The organism is Desulfoglaeba alkanexedens ALDC (genome assembly GCF_005377625.1).
Lineage (GTDB): Bacteria > Desulfobacterota > Syntrophobacteria > Syntrophobacterales > DSM-9756 > Desulfoglaeba > Desulfoglaeba alkanexedens.
On sequence record NZ_CP040098.1, the window covers coordinates 1,542,098 to 1,557,603 of the forward strand.

Here is a 15,506-nt window from a genome sequence, read left to right on the forward strand (position 1 = left end):
CGTTAGGGAGCCGCCCCGCCGCTTCCGTCATTGAGGAACTCCACCTCGTAAATCCCCTTAAGTCCCCGATGCTTCTCGGCGAAATCGAGTCCGTAACCCACCACGAACCCCCCGGAGATACGGATACCCGCATAGTCCACCGGAACCGCGCAACGGCGGCACTCGAACTTGTCGATGAGGGTGCACACCTTGATGGAACGCGGGCCGTGCTGTTTCAGATGCTTGAGCATCCAATCCACCGTTACCCCGGTGTCCACGATGTCCTCCACGATCAGGACATCGCGGCCCTCCAGGCGGGCTTCCACGTCCTTGGTCAATCGAATGCAGCCGCTGGATTCGGCGGCGGCGCCGTAACTCGCCAATCGCACGAAATCCACTTCCACCGGTACCCGGAGGTTCCGGATGAGGTCGGCCAGAAACACGAAGGCGCCTTTTAAGACCCCGATCAGAACGACGTCTTTCCCTTCGTAATCCCGGTCGATCTCTTCGGCCAGATCCCTCACCCGCGCCGCCACCTCTGCTTCTGAAACCCGCTCCACCAGGCGATAAGCCTGCATGTTGTCGTCTCCTTCCAGCCGATGGTCGGAAAAGGTTTGGCGAAAAGCGATGCAAAGGTAGCGGAAAAAAATGGAAAGGTCAATCCAGAGCTTCGCTTAAGCCTTCAGAACTATTCGCAAACCAATGATCGCCCAAGGGGGGCCGCCAGGGAGGACCCCATGCCCGCAGGCCTCCGGAGTGCCCGCGGTTCGGCACGCCGCTTCACCCGTTGTTAGCAGGAGAAGAACAATCCTGGATGAGGCCATGCTAAAAGAATAATCTGTGTGCCTTGCCTTGGAAGGGCCGGAGGCCGGCGATCCTCCCGTTTTCATTGCTTTTCAAAATAAAAATCATTATAGAATGACCGAAAACGACTTCAAAGGAGACCATAAATGCGTGAAAAAATCGAAAAGGCTTTGAACAAGGTCCGTCCCATGCTGCAGCGGGACGGTGGCAATGTGGAACTGGTCGATGTGGAAGGGACGGTGGTCAAGGTACGGCTGCAGGGAGCCTGCCACGGCTGCCCCATGAGTCAGATGACCCTCAAGGCGGGGATCGAGCGGATCATCAGACAGGAAGTACCTGAAATCACAGAAGTTAAGGCGGTCTGAGCGCTTCCGGTTCCAGGGGTCCCCGAAAACGTTCCCACCGAAATGCACGCTGTTCATTTGTGGTAGGGTTCGCCCTTGAGGATCGTGAAGGCGCGGTAGATCTGTTCGGTCACCAGAAGCCGTGCCAGATCATGAGGGAATGTCATCCGGGAAAGGGAGAGTAGGTCGTTTGCCCGTTCCCGGACCGTGGAGGCGAACCCCAGGGGGCCTCCAACCGCCATGCAAGTTTCGGGGACCGCCCTTTTTTCCAGGTCGCCGAGGAATGCCGCGAATTCTTCGGAAGTCATGAGCCGCCCGCGTTCGTCCCAGACCACGAGGTGGCTTCGCGCTTCCACCGCCGACAGCAGCCGTTCGCTCTCTTTGAGCCGCACCAGATCTTCGTTGGCTTTTTTCCCGATTTTTTCCGCTCGAACCGTTCGGACCGTAATCGGCGCGTACCGCCTGATCCGCTCCACATACCGCGCAACTCCTGATTCCACCTCAGGAAGGTTTGTTTTTCCCACAAAAAGCAGTCGGATCTTCATCGCGTTCCTTGAACGCCGCCATGAGGAATTCGCGGTTACCTTTGGGTCCGAGAATGGGCGACGGGGTGATGCCGAGCACCCGCAAGCCGCATTGGCCTGCAAACGCCGTCACGTCCCGGCAGACGGCGTCGTGCACCGCGGGATCCCGCACCACGCCGCCTTTTCCCACCCGGCTTCGGCCGGCTTCGAACTGGGGTTTGATAAGACAGACCAGGCGGCCCTGCGGTCTGAGGAAGGCAGTGACACGGGGGATGACCAGCCTGAGGGAAATGAAGGACGTGTCGACGGTGGCGATGTCCACGGGTTCGGGCACGCGTTCGGGTTCCAGGTACCGGATGTTCGCCCGTTCGATCACCACCACCCGGTCATCCCGTCGAAGCTTCCAGTCGAGCTGGCCGTAACCCACATCCACCGCGTAAACCCGGCGGGCTCCCCGCTGGAGCAGGCAATCGGTGAACCCGCCGGTGGACGCTCCCACATCCAGGGCGACAAGTCCCGAAACGTCGACGGCGAAATGATCCAGGGCGTGTTCGAGTTTGACTCCGCCGCGGCTCACATAGCGAAGACCTTCGCCTGCGATCTCGATGACGCTTTCCCGGGAAACCATGCGGCCGGCTTTGGTGACCGGCTGCCCGTCCACCCGTACTCTTGCCGCCAGGATGAGAGCCTGTGCCCTTTCGCGGCTGAGCGCAAACCCCCGTTCCACCAGCAGCTTATCCAAACGCTCGGACGACCCGGCCATGTTCGCCCATAAACGCTATGTTGTTTTTGCTTGGTATCGACTGGAAAAAATGAACATTGAACATCGAACATTGAACATTGAACATCGAACATCGAACATCGAACATTGAACATCGAACATTGAACATTGAACATCGAACATTGAACATCGAACATCGAACATCGAACATCGAACATTGAACATTGAACATCGAACATTGAACATTGAACATCGAACATCGAATGATGAATGATGAATGGGAAAAAGGGAACTTAGGGAGACCCCGAGATGGTTAAAACTTATTCAGCGTGTACCACGTTTTTTTTCATTCGATGTTCGACGTTCATCTTTAAAAACAGCCTAATACCATAAATGCAACCCAGTTTTTCATTCGATGTTGAACGTTCGATGTTCGATGTTCGATGTTCGATGGGTGCGGATCTTTTAGAACGACATCCAGGGTTACCCTCTAAGGTAGATCCAGATGGCCTTGAAGCAGCAAGCGCATCAGCTCCGTTTCCCCTCGTTCCCAAGCTCCAGCTTGGGAACGCCCTGCCCTGGAAGCTCCAGCTTCCCTCCTGCTACAGATGAAACGCGCTGTCTTTATAGGGAGATCGCCAGGATCTCGAAGTGGTCCTTCCCCCTCGTTCCCAAGCTCTGGCTTGGGAACGGCCTAACCGAAGCTGGAGCTTCTGCACAGTTGTGTTCCCAAGCTGGAGCTTGGGAACAAGAAGTAAAAGATCTGCACCCATGTTCGACGTTCGACGTTCATCTTTAAAAACAACCCAATGCCATAGATGTAGCCTGTGAATCTTTACAAAATGACTTAGCGCTTATGCCATGTTCGCCCCGGCACAGTCTCAGCGCTGCGGACCGAACCGCCTCCGCATCGATTTCCAGTTCTCGGCGCAAAACAGCCTGGGCGCCGTGGGGCACGAAGCGATCGGGAATCCCGAGCCGCACCATCGACCGCGGAAACCAGCCCGCGTCGGCGAACATTTCTAGCACGGCGCTGCCGAAGCCGCCCTGAACCGCGTTCTCTTCCACGGTGATCACTCTTCCCCGGCAATGCTTAGCCCAGTGGAGGAGGAGATCCCGATCCAGCGGCTTGATGAACCGCGCGTTCACTACAGCGGCCTGGATCCCATCTTCTTCCAAGGTTTGAGCGGCCTTCATCGCTTCGTGGACGGCCACCCCGACGGCCGCCAGGAGCACATGGTCGCCTTCCCGAAGTATTTCGCCCTTTCCCACGGGCAGAGCTTCCACAGGGGTTGCCAGGTCGACACCCAATCCGGTTCCCCGCGGATAGCGGACCGCCGCGGGTCCACCGTGTTCCACGGCCGTCTTCAGCATGCGGCGCAGTTCGTTTTCGTCCCGGGGAGCCATAACGGTCATGTTGGGGATGTGACGGAGGTACGAAAGATCGAAGACGCCATGGTGGGTCGGTCCGTCTTCGCCCACGATGCCTCCACGGTCGATGGCGAAGATCACGGGCAGGTTCTGCAGGCAGACGTCGTGGACGATCTGGTCGTAGGCCCGCTGCAGGAAGGTGGAGTAGACGGCCACCACCGGCCGGTAACCTTCCGCGGCCAGGCCGGCGGCAAAGGTCACAGCGTGCTGTTCCGCGATGCCTACGTCGAAGAAGCGCTGGGGAAACCGTTCAGCGAAAAGATCCAGGCCGGTTCCCTGGCGCATGGCCGCCGTGACGGCCACGATCCGGGGGTCCTTTTCCGCCAGTTCAACCAGGGATCGCCCGAAAACGGACGTGTAGGAAGGGGGGGGCCCGGAATCCTTTCGCACCTTTCCCGTCTTCACGTCGAAACAGCCCACGCCGTGAAACACGGAGGGATCGCGTTCGGCCGGTTCGTAGCCGCGGCCCTTCTGTGTGCCCACATGGACCAGGACCGGCCCGGTCAGCGATCGGGCGGTTTCGAAGGTTTCGATCAACCGTTCCAGCCGGTGCCCATTGATGGGACCGATGTAGTGAAACTTCAGGGCTCGAAAGAGCATGCTCGGTGTGAAGAAGACCCGAATGGAATCCTCGCTTCGCCTCAGGATCTGGAGGAGGTTGGGGCCCAGGCCAGGGATGGCGTTCAGGGTTCCTTCCACTTCCTTTTTGAGGCTGACGAGGGTCCGGCTGGATAGCTTGCGGCTGAGAAAGGAGGAAAAGGCCCCCACGTTGGGCGAGATGGACATTTCATTGTCGTTCAAAACGACGATGAGGTTCCTTCCCAGGTCGCCGGCGTGGTTCAGGGCTTCGAAGGCCATGCCGCCCGTCATGCTGCCGTCGCCGATAACCGCCACCACGCGGTTGGCGCAACCCTTCAATGCCTTGGCTGTAGCCATGCCCAGCGCGGCCGAAATGGAGGTGCTGGCGTGGCCGGCCCCGAAGGGATCGAACCGACTCTCTTCCCGCTTGGGAAAACCGCTGATGCCCCCGTATTGGCGGATCGTGTGGAAACGGTCGCGCCGGCCGGTGATCAGCTTGTGGGTGTAGCACTGATGGCCCACGTCCCAGACGATCCGGTCGTGAGGCGCCTGAAAGACGAAGTGCAGGGCCAGGGTCAGTTCCACCACGCCCAGGTTGGGCGCCAAATGGCCGCCGTTTTGCGCCACCGTATCGATCAGGACCCGGCGGATTTCGGCCGCCAGCCGGTAAAGCTCTTCCAGGGAAAGCGTTTTCAGCTGCTCCGGTGAATCGATCCCGGCCAGCAACCGGCCGGCTGAAGTCAATGCCTTTCCATTGGTGTCCATGGCTTCCTGCGTCAAACGACCGATTTCAGTTTCCAGGTTTCAAGACTTCCGCTCCAGGAGATAACGTGCGATGGCTCGAAGCGGTTCCGCGCGCCGGTCGAAGGTGCGGAGCGCTTCCACCGCCTGGTTCACATGCTCTTTCGCCGCTTCCCGGCTTAGCGTGATACCCAGCAGCGCCGGATAGGTCTTTTTGTTCCTGGCGACGTCGGAACCCGGGGTTTTCCCCATGAGAACCGCGTCGCCTTCCACGTCCAGAAGATCGTCCGTGATCTGAAAAGCGAGTCCCAGGTGCTTGCCGTAGCGGACGAGCCGCTGCAGATCGGTTGCTTCACATCCCCCCAGGAGTCCGCCGATTTCGAGGGAAGCCGAAATGAGCGCCCCGGTCTTCCGGATGTGCATGTACTTCACCGTGGGGAAATCCATCTCGCGGGTTTCGCCTTCCAGGTCGATCACCTGACCGCCGATCATGCCCCGGTATCCGGCGGCTTTCACCAGAATGTGGATCACCTGCAGGCGCTTTTCAGGGGGCAGGTTCCCATTGTTGCCCAGGTTCGGGTCGGCTACCAGGCCGAAGCCTTCCGTCAGCAGCGTGTCGCCCGCCAGGATCGCGACCGCTTCCCCGTAGACCTTATGGTTCGTGGGTTTTCCCCGGCGGAAATCGTCGTTGTCCATGGCCGGCAGATCGTCGTGGATGAGCGAATAGGTGTGGATCATTTCCAGGGCACAGGCCGCGGGCATCGCATCGTCCGCCGTGCCGCCCATCACCTCCGCCGCCGCGAGGCACAGGATGGGCCGGAGCCGCTTTCCGCCTGCAAAAAGGCTGTACCGGGCCGCTTCGACCACGGTCTTTTCCAGCCCCGACGACGCCGGAAAAAAGACATCCAGCGCCCGGTCCACTCTTTCCCTGCGTTCCGCCAGGTAGCCTTCAAGATCGAAGGATTCCATATAGATCCCGTCCCGATTCCATAAACATCCGGGTTTTTACCATGAACGGGCACCGCTTTCCAGAACGGATTGGACCTTCCGCATCTGGGTCAGCCGTTCTCTTCTTCGTTTTTGGGAGGTTCGAACGGGGCCGTCGCCCAGCGGTCATCCTGGTCTTTAACCAGCATCTGGAGGGTCTTTTCGGCCTCGTCCAACTTCTGGTGGCAGAACCGGACCAGTTGAACGCCCTCCGAAAAGGCTTCCATAGCCTCTTCCAGGGGCACATCCCCTTTTTCCAGCCTTTCGACGATCTTTTCCAGGTCTTTCAGGGCCTCTTCAAACTTCTCCGTTGTTTTCTTCTTCCTCGCCACGTTCCGTCCGTCCTTGTCCGGGTTCGTCAATTGAATCGATGCAGGCTTCGACCACGCAGCGCAGCGCCCCCTGCCAGAGCCGTACTTGCACCCGCTGTCCTTCTTTCACCTCACGGGCACACCGCACGATTTTCCCGTCCGGCATCCGGTGCGTGATGGAATAGCCGCGGCCCAGGATCGCGAGGGGGTTCAGGCTTTCCAGTTGAGCCGCCCGGTGTTCCAGCTGAAATCGACTTCTTTCCAGGAGCTTTCCCTGGTCCACGCAAAGGCTCCGAAATACGGCGTTCACCCGATCCCTCAAGGATTCGATCCTCTGGGAGGGACGGTGGAGCTTCAGCCGTTCCGCCAGGTGCCCGTGAGTCATCCGAAGACGGGCCAATCGCCCGGAAAAGGCGAGCACCAGTCTTTCCAGGCGGTCGTCCACATAGAGGCGCCGGTCGGTGATTCGGCGCCTCGGATCCCGCAGGCGCTTGGCCAGGTGGTGGAGTTGCTCCCGGTGCCTTTGAACCCGCCGTTCCAGGGTCGAACGCAGCCGTTCGGAAAGCGACGATAGATCGCGTTCGACGCCTTCCAGCCGTCCAACGATCCATTGAGCGGCCGCCGTAGGCGTGGGGGCGCGAAGGTCGGCGGCCATGTCCGAAATGGTGACGTCGATTTCGTGGCCGACGCACGAAATCGTGGGAATGGGGCAGTCCGCTACGGCACGGGCCACCGCTTCTTCGTTGAAGGCCCAAAGGTCCTCCAGGCTGCCCCCGCCTCGCCCTACCAGGATCACGTCCCACCGGAAAGTGTCGCGAAGGGCGCCGGCCTGTTGGATGGCCCGGGCGATTTCCTCCGCGGCTCCCTCCCCCTGGACCCGCACCGGGATCAGCGTCACAATGAGCGCATACGGGCTCCGCTGGAGAACCTTGAGGATGTCACGGATGGCGGCGCCCGTAGGCGAGGTCACGACGGCGATCCGCTGGGGTACGACGGGAAGCGGCTTTTTCCGGGCCGGATCGAAAAGTCCTTCCGCCTCCAGCCGCTTCTTCAATTGCTCGAAAGCGAGCTGCAGGGCGCCCAACCCTTGCGGTTCCATGACGTCTACGATGAGCTGGTAGTCGCCGCGGGGTTCGTAGACGGTGATTCTCCCCTGGCAGAGGACCTGAAGACCGGCTTCGGGTTCGAACCGGAGACGACGCTGCTGCGCTCGGAACATGACCGCCCGCAGCTGACTCCCCGCATCCTTCAAGGTGAAGTAAAAGTGCCCGGAGGCCGGGACTCGGAAGTTAGAAACCTCCCCGCACACCCAAACGTAGGGAAATTCCGACTCCAGCAGGCTCCTGATCCTGGCGTTCAGCTCGCTGACCGTAAAGACACAGGTTTCTTCGAAAAGCGCGGGAAAGGTCATGGCCTCTATTCGAACAGCTTGGGATCCATGGCGTCCCGGAGCCCCTCGCCCACCAGGTTGTAGGCGGTGATGCTCACGAAGATGGCCAGTCCCGGAAAGGTGGTGAGCCACCACGCGAATTCAATATAATCGCGGCTCTGCGACAGAATGTCCCCCCAGCTCGGCGTAGGCGGCGGCACACCAAACCCGAGAAAACTCAAGCTCGATTCCGTCAGAATGGCGCCCGCGATCCCGAAGACCGCCGAAACCAGAACCGGCGCCATCGCGTTGGGAAGCATGTGCAGGAAAATGATCCGGACGTCGGAAGCCCCAAGAGCCCGAGAAGCTGTGATGAAATCCAGGCTTTTCAGCTTGAGAAATTCCGCGCGTACGAAGCGGGCGACGCCCGTCCAGCCGGTGAGCCCGATCACCGCCATGATGTTGTAAATGCTCGGTGGCAGAAATGCAATGATGGCGATGATGAGGAAAAAAGTCGGGATGGTGAGAAGTATTTCGATGAGCCGGCTCACCACCGCGTCCGTCCAGCCGCCGAAATAACCAGCCAGGGCCCCCAGGGTGATCCCGATGACAAGAGCGAGCCCCACCGCCACGAACCCCACCGAAAGGGAAATACGGGCGCCGTGGATCATGCGGCTCAACACGTCCCTTCCCCGGTCGTCCGTACCGAAAAGGTGGCGCACGTTGGGCGGCGCCAGGCTTTCCAGCAGGTCGTACTCGGTAGGCGAATAGGGAACCGGAGGCCACACGGCGAGGCTTGCCTCGCCAAGGAAACCACGCTGCACCATGCCGCCCTCGGGATCCCAGAAGTCCTTCCACGTAGCCGCACCACGGGGCGCCTCAGCCGAAAAAACCGGGAAGGACCATCCGCCGTCGGCTCGAACCACGACAGGCCGGTCGTTGGCCAAAACCGGCGCAAGGACGGCCACGGTGACCAGAAAGATCGTGACCCACAAGCCCGCCACCGAAAGCGGCCGCTTTCGGAAATGGTGCCAAACCATCTGCCGGTAGCCGGCCGCCACGAATGCCCCGTCCCCTTCTGATGGTTTTTCGTCGAACCGGTCCGCCATGGTTCCCGTGCCCTTGCTCACCGGAGCTGAATCCGGGGGTCCAACACAGCGTAAAGGATGTCGGAAATCAACAGCCCCGCCAGGGTCAGAAGCGCAGAAAGAGTGGTGATAGCCATGATCACCGGGTAGTCCCGGGACAGCACCGCCTCGAATCCCAGCTGACCCATGCCCGGGATGGAAAAGATGCTTTCAATGATCACGCTCCCGCCGAACATGGCGGGAAGCAAAAAGGCGAGAAGCGTCACGATGGGAAGCAGTGCGTTACGAAAAGCGTGCTTGAAGATCACCACCCGCTCGCTCAATCCCTTCGCACGGGCCGTCCGTACATAGTCTTCGCGGATCACTTCCAGAAGCTCCGCCCGCGTCAGCCGCGAAAGGTACGCGAGACCTCCATAGGTGAGGCACGTCACCGGAAGCACCAAGTGCCACAGCCGGTCCGCCAGCCGCTGCCAGGACGGCCAGGTTTCCGCACCCACCGAGGAAATCCCGTATACGGGAAACACATCCCAGAAGTCTCCGCCTCCGAAAAACATGATAAGAAGCACCGCGGTCCAGAAACTGGGCAGCGAATACAGGAAGAAAAAAAGGAGCGTGAAGAGCCGATCGGCGAATGTTTCCGGGTGCGTGGCCGAATAGATCCCGAAGGGGATGGAAATCAAGTAGACGAGAAAAATCGAGATCACGTTGATTTGGATCGTGATGGGAAGCCTTTCCGCGATCTTTTCCCACACGTCGCGGTGATCCTTGTAGGACGACCCGAAATCGAAGGTGAACACCCGCTTGACCCACAGCAGGTACTGAACCGGAAGCGGCTTGTCGAGCCCGTAAAGCCGCTTCGTGTCCTCGATGATCTGTTCCGTGTAGGCGCTTTCGGCCATCTCGCCCTGGGCCGCCATCTGGAGCTTCAGCACCGCGGGGTTCCCGGGCGCCAACTGGATGATGAGAAACGTGATGAAGGTGATGCCGAGAAGCGTCGGAACGATCTGCAGGAGTCTCTTGAGGAGATACGCTTTCATGGAAAGATCGCCTTCGGGGCGTCAGGATGACCCGGTCGGTCCGAACCGGGGCCCCGCTGTTTTTCCGCTTCGCTCCGGAAGCGGCCGGGCCGGGAAGAAGGCCGACTCAAGGTATCACTCTCTTCGATTCCTCCCGCTCTGTCAATCCCGCCTCCAACCCTGCCGTAGGGTCGATCCCCGGAAAGTGCCCTTTCTTTCACGGATTCCGGTAGCGCTGCAGCTTTTCAGGAACCCACCATTCCCGCGGTTCCAGGCCCATGGGATAGACCTTCACGTTCTGAAACCGCCGATCCACCGCAACCAGCGCTTCGGTGGTGAAAAGGAAGGTATAGGGCTGTTCCTCATGCAGGATTTCATGAAAACGGTGATAGAGGCGCCGCCGCTTTTCGGGATCGAATTCGGTCCGGGCCGCTTCGATGATTCTATCGGCTTCTTCATGCCGAAACCCGACGAAGTTGGACCCACGGTCGGCCTGAGACGAATGCCACAGCTGGTACGGATCCGATTCCCAGCTCAGGCTCCAGGCCAGGGTGCAGGCGTCGAACTCATGGCTCTGAATCTTTTGAATGAAAACGGCCCATTCGAGCTTTCGGATCCCCATGCGAATCCCCACTTCCTTCAGGTTTTGCTGTAGGATGGTGGCCAGCTGCTCGCCGAATTTGGATCCCGCCGAAACGAGGAATTCGAATTCGAAGGGAACGCCGTTCCGATCCAGGATCCCGTCGCCGTCGCGGTCCTTCCATCCCGCTGCTTCCAGTAGAGCCATCGCTTCTTGAGGATCGTACGGGTACGGCTGGATGTCCCGGTTGTACTCGGGACTTTTGACGTAGAAGGTTCCGGTCACCACGGTCCCCAGGCCGAACAGCAGCCGATCCAGGATGGTTTCCCGGTCGAGAAGGTGGGTCATGGCCCGGCGCACCCGGCGGTCACTGAAAAGCTCCTTACGAAGATTCCACCCGATGTAGCTGTAGCTGGGCTGATAGTACTTGAGCTTCTTAAACCGCTGGTTGAACTTGCGGCTGCCCGTCTGCTTCACCCACTGGATGGGGCGGAGCCCCATGAGGTCAAGGCCACCCTTTTTCAAAACCTGGAGGGCCACCGTGTTGTCGGTGATGATCTTGAAGACGATCCGCTGGAGATGGGGTTTTTCCCCCCAATAATCCTCGTTTCGAACCAGGACGATTTCCTTTCCCGTGTCCCAGTGAAGCAGCCGGTAGGGGCCCGTTCCCACGGGGTGCCGCATGATGGGGTGCCGGTTGAAATCTTCTTCCGGCAAGAACCGGTGGGCCGGCACGATGGGAATCCCGCCGCAGAATTCCAGTGCCCGGAAGTAAGGCATCCGGTACGTGTACCGGATCGTGTGATCATCCAGGGCTTCCACTTTTTCGATGTCGCGGTAATAGTTTCGAAGGTGGGCGGCGTCCACCCCGGGGTCCTGGATGCGCTCATACGAAAACACCACGTCTTTTGCGGAAAACGGCTTCCCGTCTTCCCAGAAAATGTCCTTCTTCAGGTGAAAGGTGTACGTCAGGCGGTCTTCGGAGACATCCCAGGAATCGGCCAGCACGGGCACCAGTTCCATGGTCTTCGGATCGCGCCGCAGCAGCGATTCGTAAATGTAGTCATTGATCTGGGACGCATAGGCGTCGGTGGCGGTTATGGGATTCAGCGTGGAAGGTTCCGCCGGAAGATGTACGATGAGCCAGTCCCCGTCGACGGGCTTTCCCGTGTCGGCGTGGACGGGGGCGGCGAGTCCCAGGATCACGGCCAGGATCATCATCGAGGTCGGGGCTCGGCGCCTCCTCCTTCCCAACTGGTGCACCAGCAGGAACCCGCCCGCCAGAAGCACCACAAAGGCGACGCTCAGAAGATTAAGGTAGCGCTGGATGAAGCCGCCGATCGGTTCGCCGAAGAAATAAAAGAGGGTCCCGACCATGAAAAAGCGTCCCCCCCGGCCCGCGGCGGAAGCGGCGAGGAAGCGCTTGAAGTTCAGAAGAAACGTTCCCGCCGAGACGGTAAACACCTTATAGGGGATGGGCGTAAAGCCGGCGATGCCCACGGCCCACACGTCGTAGCGCTGGTAGTAGCGTTCCACGGCCGTGATCTTTTCTTCGGAAATGAACCGACGAAGCACCGGCCGACCCCCGTACCGGCCCAAGCCGTACCCGAAAGCTCCGCCGGCGACCGAGGCGGCCGTGCAGACCGCGGCGTAATAGAAGGAATCCGAAGGGTCCAGAAGGCAGAGGGCGATTAGGAGCACATCCGGGGGATGGGGAAAAACGAAGATTCGGCAAAGGCCAGCAAAGCGAGAGCCATGGATCCGTAAGGCGTGTGAGCCCAGGCGATCACCCATTGGACCATGTCGTGAATCATGCCTTATATAACCTGGCTTTCCTTTGAAAGCGCTTCACTCCCGGCGGCCCGTCAGCTGCCGATTCGCAGCATCCCGGTGCCGACCGACGCGTCACCACGCTTGCGACAAAAGGATTATCAGTCCCACGGCCCAGCAGTAGGGCGCGAAAAGGTGAAACTTTCCCTGCCGCACGGTCTTCAGGAGCAGTTTGAGGGCCACGGTACCGGTCAAGGCCGCGGCCAACGTTCCGCCGAAAACGGGAACCGGGGCCACCAGGCTCCAGTCTACGTCCCCTATTTCCAAAGCGAGGGCTCCGGCCACCGCGGGAACGAAAAGCAGGAACGAATACCGCCCTGCCCATTCGCGATCGAGCCCCACCAGAAGGCCGGCCGAAATGGTGGACCCGGAACGGGAAATGCCCGGCGCCAAAGCGAACCCCTGAGCGATTCCGACGATCAGCGCATGCCGCCACGTTGTCCCGCCCGACGTTCGCTCGGTCGTTCTCGAGGCGGCGTAGCGGGTGATCCACAAGAAGGTGCCCGTAAGAAGCAGGTTGAATCCCACCGCGGGAAGCGACATGAAAAGACTTTCCACCCAGTGTCGGCCGAAAAACCCCATCAGCGCCGTCGGGATGGAGCCGACGAAGACCAGGAAGAAAACGCGCTTGTTCGAATCGGCAAGGTCGAAGCGGCCCTTGAAGCTATCCGCGGCGAAGGCGCACCCTCCCTTCACCAGTCCGCCCACGTCCTTCCAGAAAACGATGAGCACCGCCGCGAACGTTCCGAGGTGCAGGCAGACATCGAAAAAGATGTTGGGCTCTTTCCAGCCGAGCAGATGTTGGCCGATGACCAGGTGGCCGGAACTGCTGATGGGCAGAAATTCGGTCAACCCCTGAACCACCCCCAACGCGATGGCGGACAACAGATCCATTCAGCCTCCCTGGTCTATTGCGGTCGGTCACCCGGAGGCTTCTAGCATACGGCACCAGCGCCAACAAGGCCAATGTTGCAGGTCTCGCCGCTTCACACTTGCCCGCCAAAGCAAAAACCCCTTCCGCCCTGAAGTCGAAAGGGGTTGTGGTTGGGAACCGAAGGGCTTCACGAAATCCGAAGCGTTTAGAGCTGATCCACGTTGATGTTTCGGATGAAATGCTTGATATCGGACATCCATCGCTCCAGCTTCTCTTCCCTTGCCTTTTCCACCTTTTCGGCGTCTCCGTTGGAAGCGTTCCCCGTTTCGGTCATCTGCGTGCCATTCCCCTTGGACCCCGACGTGTCCCTGGTTCCGAAACCTTCGGCCGTTATGTCGATGCCTTTCAAAAAATCCAGAAAAGCGTCTTTTTGGATCGTGTTTTCCATTTTCGTCTCCTTCGCCTGGCAACCGTCGTTATTCGTTCGATGTAGAGAAAGGGTAAGCACGCTCTGCGGTGCTGTAAAGTCCGTCTTAACGATCCCGCCGAGTGTCGCGAACCGCCCCCGCCCCCTCCTTCATTGATCTCCGGCTCTCCCGCCTCATGTTCCTTGATGCCGCCATACACACCTTCCTGGATCTCGACCTTCATTGATCTCCGGCTCTCCCGTCTCATGTTCCACCTTGTTCCCAAGCTCCAGCTTGGGAACACAACTGTGCAGAAGCTCCAGCTTCGATTCCCATGAGGCCGTTCCCAAGCCAGAGCTTGGGAACGAGGGGAATTCTATTTCCCCTCCCCTTGTGGGAGGGGATTAAGGGGAGGGGAATGTAACTGATTGACATACGTTAATTTTTTCACCCTCACCCCAACCCTCTCCCATCAAGGGAGAGGGGGATTTTTTGACCTTGTTCCCAAGCTGTACCTTCCACCTTGTTCCCAAGCTCCAGCTTGGGAACGAGGGGAAGGAGGACACAACGCTTAACCTCGGCCCTCCTTTAGGAGCCGGCTTGCCGGCGACCCCGACTGACGCCGCGCAAAGGATCCGGCGGATGAGGATGCTCACGCCATACATTCAGAGGATACGTCATGGAATTGAAGAAGTATCTTGAGAGCCGAGTTGGTGCGTGAGGACGCACGGGATGTGTTCCGGGAAGATACGTCATGGAAGTGAAGGAATATCTTGAGAGAGCGGCCAGGGCATTGCGCTTATCGGGGCGGATCGAGATACCTGAAGCGGACGCGGACGGGCTGCCCTTCCACCAGTCCCAGCAGTTCGGCGGCGTTTCCCTGGTTGACGGCGATTTCGAGATAGCCGCTGCTTCCCACAAGCGCCACAGGGAGGCTCGGCGGCGCTTCCCCGTAAGTTCGGACTGTTCGTTCGATGACGGCCGGTCCGGCCTGAATGGTGTAGTCCGAGCGGGTCAACGCTTCCGGCAGGTGGTCTCGGTGGATGTTGGTGACCACGTTTCCGAAGCGGTCCACGTGAACCACCTGGCCGGAAAGACCGTCCCGCTCCCTCTGAATGGCAAACCACGGTTCGATGCGGGGTCTGCAGACCGGGCCCAGTTCCTGAAAGGAAACGCCGCGGGCCAGGTGCGCCGCGGCCGGCGCGAAGATGTCCCGCCCGTGAAAGGTGGAACTGGCCGCAGGCCGGCGAAATCTCGAGTCAGCCAAAATCCGCACCTGCCAGTTCGGTTCCTTCCCCAGAATCCAGGAAAAGAGGCCGTTGTCGGGCCCCACAAAAAAAGAGTCGGCGGCTTTCACGGCGATGGGCAGCCGTTCGGTCCCCACCCCAGGGTCGACGACCGCCAAGTGAACCGTCCCGGCCGGAAAATCGCGAACCACCGTTTCCAGGACGAACGCCCCGGAACGGACGTTCTGAGGTGGGATGGTGTGGGTGATGTCCACGAAGAGGACCTCGGGGCAGATTCTCAGCATCACCGCTTTCATGGCGGCCACGTAGCCGTCTTCCAGCCCGAAGTCGGTAAGCAGGGTGATCACCGGCCGCATGATGAGGCCTCCCGGAAGGCTGCGGTGTCCCGATACTCGGCGACCGGGTCGCACGAAACTCACGCCGTGGCCTTGGAACCCTCGTGATCGACCACCGCGTTTCGGTCGCAGGTGCGGGCGCGGATGATCTGGGCCGTGGTGGCGTCGAATTCACGCCGAAATGGCAGCAGAATCACAGCGCCGCTTTGCTAGCACAGAGTCCGTTTGGAGTCAAAGCGATTGGGGTTTCGCTGTGGGTCGATTTTTTGTTGACAGCGGTTGCGCGGAACGATTATCCATTTAATGAATGATGATTCATTCAATGTGACGCGCCCCGTT

Annotated in this window: 14 protein-coding genes and 1 pseudogene; 1 reads left to right on the top strand and 14 read right to left on the bottom strand. The window is 59.7% G+C overall.

All coding sequences use genetic code 11. From position 1 onward, the window contains the following. Nucleotides 1-2: 2 nt before the first annotated feature. On the bottom strand, nucleotides 3-557 hold the full coding sequence (gene hpt / locus FDQ92_RS07040; protein ID WP_137423920.1) for a hypoxanthine phosphoribosyltransferase: 555 nt from the start codon (nucleotides 555-557) through the stop codon (nucleotides 3-5). A 372-nt stretch (nucleotides 558-929) separates the two neighbouring features. Here hpt and FDQ92_RS07045 point away from each other — a divergent pair, with 372 nt between their 5' ends. Further along, nucleotides 930-1,148 carry a NifU family protein gene (locus FDQ92_RS07045; RefSeq protein WP_137423921.1) on the top strand — a complete coding sequence of 73 codons (219 nt, stop codon included), beginning with the start codon at nucleotides 930-932 and terminating at the stop codon, nucleotides 1,146-1,148. 53 nt (nucleotides 1,149-1,201) lie between these two features. Here FDQ92_RS07045 and FDQ92_RS07050 read toward each other — a convergent pair whose 3' ends face one another. From FDQ92_RS07050 to FDQ92_RS07105, 13 genes and pseudogenes are all read right to left on the bottom strand, one after another. Then, nucleotides 1,202-1,672 (bottom strand): 23S rRNA (pseudouridine(1915)-N(3))-methyltransferase RlmH, encoded by a 471-nt coding sequence (locus tag FDQ92_RS07050; protein WP_137423922.1) that lies wholly within the window; start codon nucleotides 1,670-1,672, stop codon nucleotides 1,202-1,204. Further along, nucleotides 1,629-2,414, bottom strand: coding sequence for a TlyA family RNA methyltransferase (locus FDQ92_RS07055; RefSeq protein ID WP_137423923.1), 786 nt, complete (start codon nucleotides 2,412-2,414; stop codon nucleotides 1,629-1,631). The genes FDQ92_RS07050 and FDQ92_RS07055 overlap by 44 nt, the downstream gene beginning before the upstream one ends. A gap of 753 nt (nucleotides 2,415-3,167) precedes the next feature. Then, nucleotides 3,168-5,147 (bottom strand): 1-deoxy-D-xylulose-5-phosphate synthase, encoded by a 1,980-nt coding sequence (dxs, locus tag FDQ92_RS07060; protein ID WP_137423924.1) that lies wholly within the window; start codon nucleotides 5,145-5,147, stop codon nucleotides 3,168-3,170. Between the two features lie 39 nt (nucleotides 5,148-5,186). Continuing rightward, complete coding sequence (locus FDQ92_RS07065; protein ID WP_137423925.1) at nucleotides 5,187-6,092, bottom strand: polyprenyl synthetase family protein; 906 nt, start codon at nucleotides 6,090-6,092, stop codon at nucleotides 5,187-5,189. A gap of 89 nt (nucleotides 6,093-6,181) precedes the next feature. Further along, nucleotides 6,182-6,442: an exodeoxyribonuclease VII small subunit gene (gene xseB, locus FDQ92_RS07070; protein ID WP_137423926.1), complete on the bottom strand. Its 261-nt coding sequence runs from the start codon at nucleotides 6,440-6,442 to the stop codon at nucleotides 6,182-6,184. Continuing rightward, on the bottom strand, nucleotides 6,408-7,832 hold the full coding sequence (gene xseA, locus FDQ92_RS07075) for an exodeoxyribonuclease VII large subunit (protein WP_137423927.1): 1,425 nt from the start codon (nucleotides 7,830-7,832) through the stop codon (nucleotides 6,408-6,410). The genes xseB and xseA overlap by 35 nt, the downstream gene beginning before the upstream one ends. A 5-nt stretch (nucleotides 7,833-7,837) precedes the next feature. Continuing rightward, nucleotides 7,838-8,617: an ABC transporter permease gene (locus FDQ92_RS07080; protein WP_342780367.1), complete on the bottom strand. Its 780-nt coding sequence runs from the start codon at nucleotides 8,615-8,617 to the stop codon at nucleotides 7,838-7,840. 123 nt (nucleotides 8,618-8,740) lie between these two features. After that, a pseudogene (locus FDQ92_RS16470) lies at nucleotides 8,741-8,899 on the bottom strand (hypothetical protein); the annotation flags it as partial. Nucleotides 8,900-8,916: 17 nt separating this feature from the next. Next, the gene (locus tag FDQ92_RS07085; protein WP_137423928.1) at nucleotides 8,917-9,915 is read right to left on the bottom strand and encodes an ABC transporter permease; all 999 of its coding nucleotides are present in this window, start codon (nucleotides 9,913-9,915) and stop codon (nucleotides 8,917-8,919) included. A gap of 196 nt (nucleotides 9,916-10,111) precedes the next feature. After that, complete coding sequence (locus FDQ92_RS15440; RefSeq protein WP_211341398.1) at nucleotides 10,112-12,175, bottom strand: ABC transporter substrate-binding protein; 2,064 nt, start codon at nucleotides 12,173-12,175, stop codon at nucleotides 10,112-10,114. A 204-nt stretch (nucleotides 12,176-12,379) separates the two neighbouring features. Then, nucleotides 12,380-13,198, bottom strand: a complete 819-nt coding sequence (locus FDQ92_RS07095; RefSeq protein ID WP_137423929.1) for an undecaprenyl-diphosphate phosphatase — start codon at nucleotides 13,196-13,198, stop codon at nucleotides 12,380-12,382. Nucleotides 13,199-13,383: 185 nt separating this feature from the next. Then, the gene (locus FDQ92_RS07100) at nucleotides 13,384-13,626 is read right to left on the bottom strand and encodes a hypothetical protein (RefSeq protein ID WP_137423930.1); all 243 of its coding nucleotides are present in this window, start codon (nucleotides 13,624-13,626) and stop codon (nucleotides 13,384-13,386) included. A gap of 758 nt (nucleotides 13,627-14,384) precedes the next feature. Further along, nucleotides 14,385-15,188, bottom strand: coding sequence for an SAM hydrolase/SAM-dependent halogenase family protein (locus tag FDQ92_RS07105; protein WP_137423931.1), 804 nt, complete (start codon nucleotides 15,186-15,188; stop codon nucleotides 14,385-14,387). Nucleotides 15,189-15,506: the final 318 nt, after the last annotated feature.

Bases quoted from the DNA above. Each gene is read 5' to 3' on its own strand.
- xseA (WP_137423927.1), bottom strand. From the start codon at position 7,832: ATGACCTTTCCCGCGCTTTTCGAAGAAACCTGTGTCTTTACGGTCAGC.
- FDQ92_RS07055 (WP_137423923.1), bottom strand. From the start codon at position 2,414: ATGGCCGGGTCGTCCGAGCGTTTGGATAAGCTGCTGGTGGAACGGGGG.
- FDQ92_RS07095 (WP_137423929.1), bottom strand. From the start codon at position 13,198: ATGGATCTGTTGTCCGCCATCGCGTTGGGGGTGGTTCAGGGGTTGACC.
- FDQ92_RS07100 (WP_137423930.1), bottom strand. From the start codon at position 13,626: ATGGAAAACACGATCCAAAAAGACGCTTTTCTGGATTTTTTGAAAGGC.
- FDQ92_RS07080 (WP_342780367.1), bottom strand. From the start codon at position 8,617: ATGGTGCAGCGTGGTTTCCTTGGCGAGGCAAGCCTCGCCGTGTGGCCT.
- FDQ92_RS07105 (WP_137423931.1), bottom strand. From the start codon at position 15,188: ATGCGGCCGGTGATCACCCTGCTTACCGACTTCGGGCTGGAAGACGGC.
- hpt (WP_137423920.1), bottom strand. From the start codon at position 557: ATGCAGGCTTATCGCCTGGTGGAGCGGGTTTCAGAAGCAGAGGTGGCG.
- dxs (WP_137423924.1), bottom strand. From the start codon at position 5,147: ATGGACACCAATGGAAAGGCATTGACTTCAGCCGGCCGGTTGCTGGCC.
- FDQ92_RS07045 (WP_137423921.1), top strand. From the start codon at position 930: ATGCGTGAAAAAATCGAAAAGGCTTTGAACAAGGTCCGTCCCATGCTG.
- FDQ92_RS07065 (WP_137423925.1), bottom strand. From the start codon at position 6,092: ATGGAATCCTTCGATCTTGAAGGCTACCTGGCGGAACGCAGGGAAAGA.
- FDQ92_RS07085 (WP_137423928.1), bottom strand. From the start codon at position 9,915: ATGAAAGCGTATCTCCTCAAGAGACTCCTGCAGATCGTTCCGACGCTT.
- FDQ92_RS07050 (WP_137423922.1), bottom strand. From the start codon at position 1,672: ATGAAGATCCGACTGCTTTTTGTGGGAAAAACAAACCTTCCTGAGGTG.